Genomic DNA, 2,236 nt, shown 5'->3' on the forward strand with positions numbered 1-2,236 from the left:
AATCTATATCTTTTCAATTATTAATATTTTCTTAAAATTTTCTAGTTTTCATCATTAATTATATACGTAAATTATACAAATAAATAATATATAATATCAATTTAAGGTTATTATTATGGTTTGACAGAAATTTTATTTTAGTGAAAAATTTTCGATTAAAGTTACTGTTTAGTTATTTTTTCTATGAAAATTTTATTTAAAGTTTTGAATAATCTTAAATTATATTGTTTTATTTTAATTTTTTATACTAATTACTTATCAAAAAGTTATTTATCAATTTTATCAGGTGTTATGAATGAGTGAGGTATCCTCAAAAGAATTATATGAATTTAAAAAGTCATTAAAGGAATTGGCTGAAAAGAAGGGGAAGGGAACAGAGCTTGTTTCCATGTATGTCCCTCCAACAAAGCAGTTAAGTGATATCATCAAGCAGATGAGGGACGAATTGGGACAAAGTGCTAACATTAAGAGTAAAACCACCCGTAAGAATGTTCAATCAGCTATTGAGGTAATCATGCAAAGAATCCGTATGATTACAAATGACAATAAGGAATTGCCTAACGGCTTTGTATTGTTTGTAGGAATGATTCCTAAAGGCGGCCCTGGAACTGAGAAGATGGAAACTGTAGTTATTGAGCCTCCTGAAGAAATTCAAACTTATCGTTATATTTGTGACAGCACATTTTTCCTTGAGCCTTTGGAAGATATGATAGCTTCCAAAGAGGTTTACGGTATTGCTGTAATCGACAGAAATGAAGCTACCATTGCTACATTGAAAGGTAAAAGAATCAATATCGTTTCCAATTTAACCAGTGGTGTTCCTGGAAAGCATAAGGCAGGGGGACAATCACAAAGAAGGTTCGATAGGGTTATCGAACAATTGGCTCATGAGTTCTTGAAAAGAATCGGTACCCACATGGATGAGGAATTCCTTCCTATCAAGGATGATTTGAAGGGAATTGTTCTTGGTGGACCTGGAGGTACCAAAGAGGACTTCTACAATGGAGATTATATGCATTATGAGCTTAAGGATAAGGTTATCACTACTGTAGACACTTCCTATACCGGTGAATTCGGTATTAGGGAAACCATTGACAAGGCATCTGGTGCATTGGAAGAGTTAGGCGTTATCCAAGAGAAGAAGTTAGTGCAAAGATTCTTGGCTGAGCTCCGTGATGACCATGGTTTGTATTCATATGGTGAAAAGGAAGTCAGAACCAATTTGGAAATGGGTGCAGTAGACATTCTCTTGCTTAGTGAAGACTTGAAATCCAAAAGATTAACCATTGACTGCCAAGCTTGCGGATTCCATGCTGAAGTGACTCAAAAAGAAGGTCAAAAAGTGGAAGACCTTACTTGTCCTCAATGTAATGAAAAGATGAAAATCACTAAAGAGGAAGATTTGGTTGAAGACTTGGCTAATATTGCAGAGGATTTAGGATCTTCTGTTGAAATCATTTCCACTGAAACTGAAGAAGGAAGCCAATTATATAGGGCCTTCGGTGGAATCGGAGCTATCTTAAGATACAATGTAAGATAATTTTGTGTGGTGTTTTCATGAAGAATGAAAATTTCGGTTTGGTTATAGGCACTAGAGATGGTGAAGATAAGAAAACTGCACGTATTATTGGATATGATCATTTTATTCTAATGGATTTGGACTTGAATGAAGATGTTGAAGTGAAGGTTCAAGATAAGATTCCTCTTGGAAAGGATAGCGAATTCGTTAAGCAGGAAAGGGCTCATTTAAGCTATGATGACTTGAATAAGAATGAAGAGTTTGAAGTTGAAAAGGCTGTTTACAGCATTGTAATTGCCAATGAACCTAAATATGTCAAATTCTTCAATGACCAAAGCAAAGAGGCAAGCCAATTGCATTTCCTTGATCCAATCAATAGGAAAAAAGGTTCTAAAATCATTGCTGAAAAAGAGTTGAATGGCGATTTTGAAAGCTTTGAAGATATTGACAATAGAGTCAGTTTCATTGAAAGCTCACAGGACTTGATTGTAAATAGGATTCTTTATGAATTGATTGAACTTCCTAAAGTCAAAAAAGGCAGACCTTTGTATTTGTTCACAAAGGTGAAAAGATCCAATAAAAAAGAAGTCCAAGAGTATGACGAATTCGTAACTGATGACAGTCGTTTCATTGAAATGATCAAAGAAAAAGGATTGCTTGAAAAAGAGGGAAAACGTATTAGGTAAATCTTTTCTCTTATTTTCTTTTTTTATTTTT

General features: G+C 34.0%; 2 protein-coding genes. Both read left to right on the plus strand.

Annotation, left to right across the window (positions count from 1 at the left end):
* Positions 1–295: 295 nt before the first annotated feature.
* On the plus strand, positions 296–1,540 hold the full coding sequence (prf1, locus tag ACKI67_RS10530) for a peptide chain release factor aRF-1 (RefSeq protein ID WP_407463494.1): 1,245 nt from the start codon (positions 296–298) through the stop codon (positions 1,538–1,540).
* A gap of 17 nt (positions 1,541–1,557) precedes the next feature.
* Complete coding sequence (locus tag ACKI67_RS10535) at positions 1,558–2,205, plus strand: DUF655 domain-containing protein (RefSeq protein WP_407463495.1); 648 nt, start codon at positions 1,558–1,560, stop codon at positions 2,203–2,205.
* Positions 2,206–2,236: the final 31 nt, after the last annotated feature.

This window comes from Methanobrevibacter sp., assembly GCF_045577275.1.
In the GTDB taxonomy this organism is placed as follows: domain Archaea; phylum Methanobacteriota; class Methanobacteria; order Methanobacteriales; family Methanobacteriaceae; genus Methanobrevibacter.

Bases quoted from the DNA above. Each gene is read 5' to 3' on its own strand.
- ACKI67_RS10535 (WP_407463495.1), top strand. From the start codon at position 1,558: ATGAAGAATGAAAATTTCGGTTTGGTTATAGGCACTAGAGATGGTGAA.
- prf1 (WP_407463494.1), top strand. From the start codon at position 296: ATGAGTGAGGTATCCTCAAAAGAATTATATGAATTTAAAAAGTCATTA.